5 protein-coding genes and 1 pseudogene are annotated in these 8,120 nt (G+C 63.2%); 3 read left to right on the forward strand and 3 right to left on the reverse strand.

Features of this window, described 5'->3' with window-relative positions:
- The first annotated feature begins 506 nt into the window (after nucleotides 1–506).
- A complete protein-coding gene (ispH, locus tag FBR05_03900) occupies nucleotides 507–1,463 on the forward strand; it encodes a 4-hydroxy-3-methylbut-2-enyl diphosphate reductase (protein MDL1871330.1) in 957 nt (318 codons plus the stop codon).
- A gap of 49 nt (nucleotides 1,464–1,512) precedes the next feature.
- Here ispH and shc read toward each other — a convergent pair whose 3' ends face one another.
- A complete protein-coding gene (gene shc, locus FBR05_03905; protein MDL1871331.1) occupies nucleotides 1,513–3,504 on the reverse strand; it encodes a squalene--hopene cyclase in 1,992 nt (663 codons plus the stop codon).
- Between the two features lie 135 nt (nucleotides 3,505–3,639).
- Here shc and FBR05_03910 point away from each other — a divergent pair.
- Nucleotides 3,640–3,744: pseudogene (locus tag FBR05_03910) on the forward strand (peptidase).
- A gap of 322 nt (nucleotides 3,745–4,066) precedes the next feature.
- On the opposite strand, the gene FBR05_03915 reads toward FBR05_03910, so the two are convergent.
- Nucleotides 4,067–4,546 (reverse strand): FKBP-type peptidyl-prolyl cis-trans isomerase, encoded by a 480-nt coding sequence (locus FBR05_03915; protein ID MDL1871332.1) that lies wholly within the window; start codon nucleotides 4,544–4,546, stop codon nucleotides 4,067–4,069.
- A gap of 16 nt (nucleotides 4,547–4,562) precedes the next feature.
- Complete coding sequence (locus tag FBR05_03920; GenBank protein ID MDL1871333.1) at nucleotides 4,563–5,144, reverse strand: hypothetical protein; 582 nt, start codon at nucleotides 5,142–5,144, stop codon at nucleotides 4,563–4,565.
- 217 nt (nucleotides 5,145–5,361) lie between these two features.
- On the opposite strand from FBR05_03920, the gene FBR05_03925 reads away from it, so the two are divergent.
- Nucleotides 5,362–8,067: a hypothetical protein gene (locus FBR05_03925; GenBank protein ID MDL1871334.1), complete on the forward strand. Its 2,706-nt coding sequence runs from the start codon at nucleotides 5,362–5,364 to the stop codon at nucleotides 8,065–8,067.
- Nucleotides 8,068–8,120: the final 53 nt, after the last annotated feature.

Below are 8,120 nucleotides of genomic sequence, written 5' to 3' on the forward strand. Positions count from 1 at the left end.
TCCGCTGAAAAGCCGATATTATTGGATGCCTCAAGGTGATCGGCTTTTCAGAGGGTCCCGCTTGGGGACATGTCGCCCCCGGCTAGGGGCTCGTGCCGGTATCGAAACCGGTATCGAAAAATGAGATTTGTATCGCGCCATTTCGTACGGAGCATGCTCCACAATACTCAATCAGTAAAATTTTCACTCTCAGAATTACGGCGCTCGACCTTCGTCACATTTCATTTTTTCCCGAAGGCATCTAGCACGAGCCCCGAGCCGCGGAGGATGTGCCCCTGCTCGCGACCCTCGAAAAAGTCGAACACCTTAAGGCCTATATAATTTCGACTTTTTCGCGGAGGCTTGGCCCCCGGCCTGAGGGGGCCAAGCCGTGTCGCGACGGGGCACATCCTCCGCGGCTCGGGGCGGACGCGGCAAACCACCATACTCAACGAACAATATATTGCAGAAAGAAACCCACGCAACGCCTTGACATTCGCGAGAAAAGCCGCAAAAGTCCCAAAAATATGCAAGAAAACGCAACGCAAGCCCTCCCGCCCCTGGAAGTCATCGTCGCAAGAAGCGCCGGCACCTGCTTCGGCGTCGAGGCCGCCATCGAGCTGGCCGAGACCCACCGCAAGCCCATCCTGGGGCCCATCGTCCACAACCCCCAGATCGTCAACGACCTGGCCCAAAAGGGCATCCCCATCCTCGAGCGCTACCAAGAGCTCGACAACCTGATCCACGACGGGGTGAAAGAGGTCGTCATCACCGCCCACGGCTATCCCAAAGAATTGAAAGAGGCACTGGTGGAGAAGGGCATCCAGTTTCACGACGCGACCTGCCCGGTCTTGCTGAAATGGGTCTATCGAAAGATCCGCACCTTCGAGGATCAAGGCTTTCACATCATCCTGATCGGCAACCCCAACCACGCCGAGATCATTGCCAGCCGCAGCTACGGCGGCAACATCCACGTCGTATATTCCAAGGAAGAGGTCGACCGCCTGCCCGCCGGCCTCGAGAAGACCATCGCGATCTGCCAGACGACGATCACGAAGGAGAAGTTCGAGAAGATCGTCAAGTACATCCGCGACACCAAGTACCCCAACATGCGCGCGGTCGACACGCGCTGCAAGCCGGTGAAAAACCAGCAGGAGGCGGTCGAAGACCTGGCCCAGTGGGTCGACGCCATCCTGATCGTCGGCGGCTTCAACTCCAGCAACACGACCAATTTGGCCAATCTGGCCAAGAAGTATCTCCCCGAAAAGACCTACCATATCGATTCGCCGGACCTATTGCAGGCCGAGTGGCTGCAGGGCATCCGCCACCTGGGCATCGGCGCCGGCACCTCGACGCCCAAGTCGCAGATCGACGACGTGCAGCAGCGCGTGGCCGAGCTGTATCAGGGCGAGGTGCATTTCCGGAAAGAGGGCAACGACGGCGAGATCCTCGACGGCGACTTCACGCCCGAAGACGAGTTCTAACAAGCTGTCGAAAAAACCGTCGAAGGTTGCGCCGAGACGACCCTAGGTCTTATTTCGGCCTCGCGCGGCGGTATCTCCCCAAGGCCAGCAACGGAAAATAATGCCGGTAACCGTGGTAACGGATGTAGAAGTGCCCCGGAAATCCCGTCCCGGTGTACTCGCGCTCGTCCCAGCAACCGTGGTCGTTCTGCCGGCGGATCAGGAATTCGATCCCGCGCTCGACGATCGGCGAATCGGCCTCGCCGGCGGCGATCAGGCCCATCAAGGCCCAGGCCGTCTGCGAGGGCACGGAATAGGGGAGGGAGACAAAGCGGTCCTCGGCGTAGCCCGCGCAGGACTCGCCCCAACCGCCGTCGTGCAGCTGTACCCGCTTCAGCCAGGTGACCGCCTTCTGGATGCGCGGATCGCTCAAGTCCTCGCCGATCGCGGCCAGGCCCTGCAGGACGCACCAGGTGCCGTAGACGTAATTCACGCCCCAGCGGCCCTCCCAGGCCCCGCACTCCAGCTGCTCTCGGTAGACGAACTTCAAGGCCCGCTGCACGACCGGCGATTCGCGGTCCCAACCGATCAGGGCGAGGAACTCCAGCATGCGCCCGGTGATGTCCGGCGTCGGCGGGTCCAGGCAGGCGCCGTGGTCGGAGAAGGGGATCTTGTTGACCAGGTGCAGGTCGTTGTCGACGTCGAAGGCGGCCCAGCCACCGTTCTTGCTCTGCATGCCGAGCAGCCAGTCCAGCCCCAAGTCGAAGGAGCGTTTGATCTCGGCCGAGGGGTAGCCGATCTTGTGGAAGAGGCTCAAGACCTCGAGGGTGTCGTCGACGTCGGGGAAGTAGTCGTTCTTGAACTCGAAGGACCAGCCGCCGGGTTTCAGCCGGGGCTTCTTCACCGCCCAGTCGCCCCGGACGTCGGTGATCTGCTTGCTCACCAGCCAATCCGCCGCGCGGCGTAAGGCGGGGTGCTCGGGGTTCAAGCCGCTATCGCAGAGGCTGACCGCCGCCCAAGGGGTATCCCAGACGGGGGAGATGCAGCACTGCTGGTGGAGGTAGCGCCGGTCGCCGTCCAAATCCGCGCCGACCTGCTTGGGGATGTGCAAGAGATCGCCGTCGCAAAGCTGATGGAAGGCCGCCAGCCCCTTGAGGCACTGACGCATCGTCGGGTCCTCGTTGGGATAGCCGAGGGTCTTGAGGGCCAAGGCACTGTAGGCCATAGCCGGATAAATATCTTCTGTTTTTTCAATATGTTCTCGGATATACCGCAAGCAACGCTTAACCGCTGAGCCGCGTTTGAAGCGGGGGATTTTTATTTTTTCTATGTTTTTCAAGAACTTATCTACAGAAAGAAAGACTTTACCTATCGAAAACCAATCGCCCTCGGAGGACGAGACCGACCAGTCGCGATCGGCCGGGGCCTCGGGATAGAGCTCCTCCAGGTCGATCGATAGCTTATGTACAGGTTTTTCATTGAGGACGATGAGCAGCGGGACGATGCAGGCCCGGGCCCAAGAGCTGAACTCGTAGATATTGATGGGGGCCCAGCGCGGCAGCATCATGAAGATATAGGGCATGGCCGGGGCGGCGGACCATGGCGCCAGTCCGAACATCGCCAGGTGGATCTTGGTGAAGACGCGAACCTTGGTGGGACCGCCGTGGGACCGGATAAAACCGCGGGCCCGGACCATGGCCGGGTCGTCGACCGGCGTGCCGGCCATCTTAAGGGCCCAATAACATTCCACCGTCGTGCTGAGGTCGCCGGGACCGTTATAGTAGATGGCCCAGGAGCCGTCGGCGCGCTGCTGGCTGAGCATCCTTTGGCAAAGGGCGCGGCTGAGCTGGGGATCGGGGATGCCTAAAAATTCCCGTAAAAAGAGGTATTCGGCGCCAATGGTCTCGTTGGCCTCGAGCGTGTACCACCAAAAACCTTCGGGGAATTGGTGCCGCAGCAGGAGCTGCTGGGCGCGTTGGATCGAGCTGTCCAGGGATTCGCGGAGCGAGGGTTCGGCCGCGGGGCCGAGGGGCCGAGGCTGGGCTTTCGGGGAGGTCGACATGGCCGGGGGATTTAGCGTTTTTCGACCTTAAAAACAAGGTCCAAGCAGGCGCGCTTTTCTATCCGTTAAACTTATAAGATGCATTATGTTAAGTAATATTTATCCCAAGGCCATCACCATTTATCGTCGCCGCCCTCATCATCCTCTTCTTCATCCATGTCCTCGTCGAAGTCCATTTCGTCCTCGTCGACCTCCTCGAGGCCGTCGTCGTCGAAGTCTTCGTCTTCTTCCTCTTCCTCATAGTCCTCGTCCTCGGCCTCGCGGGAGGCGCGGCGCTCCCGGACCAGGGAGGAATCGACCCCTTCTTCCATCAGCTCTACGTCGCATTGGTAATCTTTAGGGTCGACGTAATCCTCGAGGACGCCGATCAGCACTTCCAGCTCATCCTCATTTTGGAGGGTGCCGGTGATCTTGAGCTTGTCGTCCTCGAATTTGAAGTCGAGGTCGCTCGGATCGATCTCGCCGTTTTCTTCGAGCTCGGCCATGATCTCTTGGATCAGTTCTTCTTCAGAGAGCGTGCCGTATTCTTCGATCATCGGGATTCCTCCATACCGAGGGTATTTTAACGGGTCGCCGCCGCGACGTCTACGAGTTCGACGTCGAAGATCAGGGTCGCGTTGGGCGGAATCACCGGCGGCCGTCCGGGGGCGCCGTAGCCCAGCTCGGGCGGGATCACCAGCTCGCGCTTGCCGCCGACGCGCATAGTGGACAGGCCCTCGTCCCAGCCCTTGATGACCTGGCCGATGCCTAAGGTGAATTCGATCGGCTGGCCGCGTGAGATGGAGCTGTCAAAAACGGTACCATCCGTGAGGCGCCCGGTGTAGTGCACCTTGATCCTCTGCCCCTGCGCCGGCTTGGCGCCCTTCCCCACCTCTTTGTCGCGGTATTTCAATCCCGAGGCCGTCGTCTGGTAGGGGGCGGGCTTTGCGGCCGCCTTGCTGGGGACGCTTTCGGCCGCCTTGTCCGCGGCCGCGGCCGTTCCCGCCGTCATCGCCAACATCGCCGTCGCCACCGCCGCGGCGGTCCATTTCTTTCGCTTCATGGGGTCTCTCTCCTCTTCAAAGTTTCACGGAATACAAGTTTGCCGGCGCCGGCGGCGGGGAAATGATCCAACTCAAACGCCGCAGCGCCAAGGCCACCGCCCCCCAAAGGAGCGGCAGCCAATAGGGCATGCCCAAAAAATCCGGTTCGGTAAAGAAATAAAGATTGAGGTTGGTGAGAACCAGCTCGAGCGTCGGCCCCACGCAGGCCCCGATCAGGAAGGTCAAGACGTCCCAGGACTGATGGAAGAAGATCAGGCGCAGGACCATCAGCAGGAGCAGCCCCAAGGACAATAGATATGGGGAGCCGCGGAACAGGAGGATCAAGGTGTAGACCATGGCGAGCAGCAGGTACTCCAAGACGAGCTTTCCTCCCTGGTAGTCGATCTGGAAGTGCAACATGCGGTCGAGGGTGACGAAGAGAAGGATCGCGAAGGCCGTCCCCACCCCGAAGCCCACCGGCGACCACCATGAGATCCCCATGAATTCGGGCCGGGCGTACTGGACGATCTCGAGCCGGGCCATCAGGATCTCCCAGGGAGTGAAGGTCAAGGCCCCCAGGCAAAAGGCCAGGAGGGATTTTCGCAGGGCGGCGAACATGAAGGCGGCGATTTTTACACAACTTTTTTTCGGGGGCCACGAAAATCTGTCACCTATCTAAGCACAGTCATTCAGGTTTTCGCACGCTCCTCCTGGAAGGCTGGTGAAAAATCACGCGCGCGTCCCATGCGGCGAAGATCGCAGGGGCCCGTCCGGGCTTCGTCAAGTCCCACGGGGTTTCAACCAGCTTGAGGAAGGAGCGGCGGAGGGCACAACCTTGACTTTTTGGACCGGGGCTCGGCTTCACCCCATCCGCGCATCGAGGGGGCACGGAACGCCAAAAAATTTCGAGGATCCACTATCCTGGGAGGCGGGATTTCTCTCGCGCCTGCAGTCCCCAGGCTTGCGCTGGGCCGCGGCCAAGTTCCGAGGCCTCCAAGGCGAATCGGACGCCTCCCTTCGCGCCGCCGGCCTGATCGAGCTCGCCCGCGAGCTCGAAGAAAAGCGCCGTCCGGAATTGGCCGCCCTCCTCTACTCCCAAATCCAAACGGCCGCCCCCGCCCCGCTCGCCGCGCGGGCGGGAGGAGCGCTGGAGCTATTGTCCGGCGGCGGAAAATTTTCCGATCGGTTGGAGTCGCAATTCCGACATTTCACCGAGCACGTCTTAGACCCCTCCTCCTTGATCGCGATGGGTCTCGCGGGCGGCGTTTACCGCTGGGTGCGCCTGGCCGCGCTCGGCCGTCTCTCGGGCGTGCCGTTGGCGCGGCTCTGGGCCTCGCTCGCGGGCTTGAGCGTGGAGGTCCCCGCCTTCACCTTCGGGACCCGGGCCGGCCGAATCCTGCTCCGGCAAGTGCCCGAAGGAGGTTTCGCGCCGCTCCCTCAGGAATTGGGCGCGGCCGCTTTATTTTTGGGCAGCCTCAAGCGCACGGGCGCCCTCGCCGCCTCCGCCGGCCGCCGCCTGCCCTCGGACCATGCGGCCGCGCGTCTTTCGGCGGGTCTCCTGCCACAGGTCGCGCTCTTCGGGGGCATCGCCCTCGGCCATCGCCTCGAGATCGCCGCGGGGCTGCGCCCGAACCGAGCGCCCGGCGCCGGACTCGCCGAGGACTTGGGCACCTTCTTTCAGTTGCAAGTCGCGGGCGCCCTGAGCCGAGGGCTGATGGGGCGATCGTGGCGAAGCTTCGAGGCGGGCCTCGAGCTGCGCGCGCAGCAAGGCCCCTTGCCGCCGGCCCCGCGGCCGAAGACGGCCTTCGCCCTCGCCGGCCCCGTCCCCGTCCCGGCGCCGCCTCTCGCCGTGGCGGAAAAGCTGTCCGGCCTCTCCTTCATGGTGGGCCGCGAGTCCACCCCGCCGCCAACGCGGATCCGCGAGCTGGAGGAAAAGTACCTTCGGGTCTTCCCCCCCACCGCCGAGGGATATTACTCGAGCGAGATCCTGCGCGCCGCCTGCCGCATCCCCTGCAGCCTGCCGAATTTCCACGAGCGCCTGCTGGACGCCCTGTTCTACGCCCCCAACCGCGGCAGCAAAGAACAGCTCTACACGGTCCTGGCCATCGAGGACGTCTTCATCGCCAACGCCCTGCGCCGCAGCACCGGCAGCTTCGACTACGCCCTGCTCCAGCTCCAAATCGGCAGCGCCGCCGCCGAGGACCACCGCCCCACCCGCCTGCAGAGTTTTCAAAAGATCTTCCGGACCCTCGAGGGTGGCTTCGACCGCAGGGCCCAGCACGACTTGATCCTCCGCCTGCCCTACGACGAAAATTGGGCGGTGCCCGCTCAGGCCGTCTTTCCCGAATCGTTTTGGACGCGGCACCGCGACGAGGCGACCCTCCACTGGGACGGCTATCGGCACAAAGATTGGGAGATGCTGCTGAACTTCGCCTATCTCCGCTCCCGGGGACGGACGCAACTCGCCTCCGAAATCATCCGAACCTTCGGGGAGGGCCGCGCGAAGGGATTTTATCTGGCCGTCGACGTCGACGCGGCCCTCGACTACGCCCGCGCCCACCCGATGGGCAGCGTGGTCCTACAGCGTCTGCACGACATCTTCGCGATGCGCGACGTCCCCGCCAAGCTCGCGGAGCTCGCCACCGACCCCGCTCCGGACCTCACCCACTTGCGGATCGAGGCCCTCCGCCGCGCCGGCGTCCCCGCCGAGGGCATCGCCTACCAGCTGACGGGCTCAGAGCATACCGGCTATCTGAACGACCTGCGCCTGGCCCGCAAGCTGGTGTCGGTCTTCCAAGACATCGGACCCCACCTCGCCGAGCCTCGGCTCACCGAGGTCGGCAAGGCCCGGTTGGTGGAGGCCTTTTGGGAATTCGTCCAACGCGGGCGGCCCTTGGAGGTCGGCGACCTCTTCGATTTCTGGCGCCTCGTCAAGGACCCCCGGACGGGCCAATACCTCCGCTCTTCCGAGCCGAGCCGCCATCCCGAACCCACCGACCGCCAAGGCAATCCCCTGGCCGAGGCCCAGATCCGCCTGCTGCAGGACGCCTCGGTCTCCGTCGAGATCGTGCCGATGGCGAGATTCCAAGAAATCGACCGGCACTGGGGACTGACCCAAGGGCGCAGCCTAGCCCTGACCCTGCTCGCCAAGCGCCAGGGCGAACGCGACCGCATCCTCATCCCCGAGCTTCCGCCGTTGGACTTGGGCACGGCGCGGGGCCTCGACCTGGCCTTCAACGAGATCCGCAACCGGGTGCGCTTCCTCGTGCACGAGGCCGAGCACCTCCGGCACTTCCGCGGGCATTTTTTCGGAGACGAGGCGGGGTCTCGGCCCATCCAGCTCGCCGGCATCAGCCGCGCGGACCGCCTCGTCTCGGAGGCGATGGCCTCGCTCGAAGAGCTGCGCTGGCGCGTCAAGCACAGCGACCAGGATTACCTGGAGGTCTCCCGCCGCCTCGGCCTGACGCCGGTCACTTACCTGCGCAACTTGGCCGACCAGCAGTATTTCGCGGCGGAGAACGAGGCCAAGGCCCTCGATTAGCGCCGCGGGAAAAAGGGCGCCGGACCCGAGGCCCACCATTCGTACGGACGATA

This window comes from Deltaproteobacteria bacterium PRO3, assembly GCA_030263375.1.
Lineage (GTDB): Bacteria > UBA10199 > UBA10199 > DSSB01 > DSSB01 > DSSB01.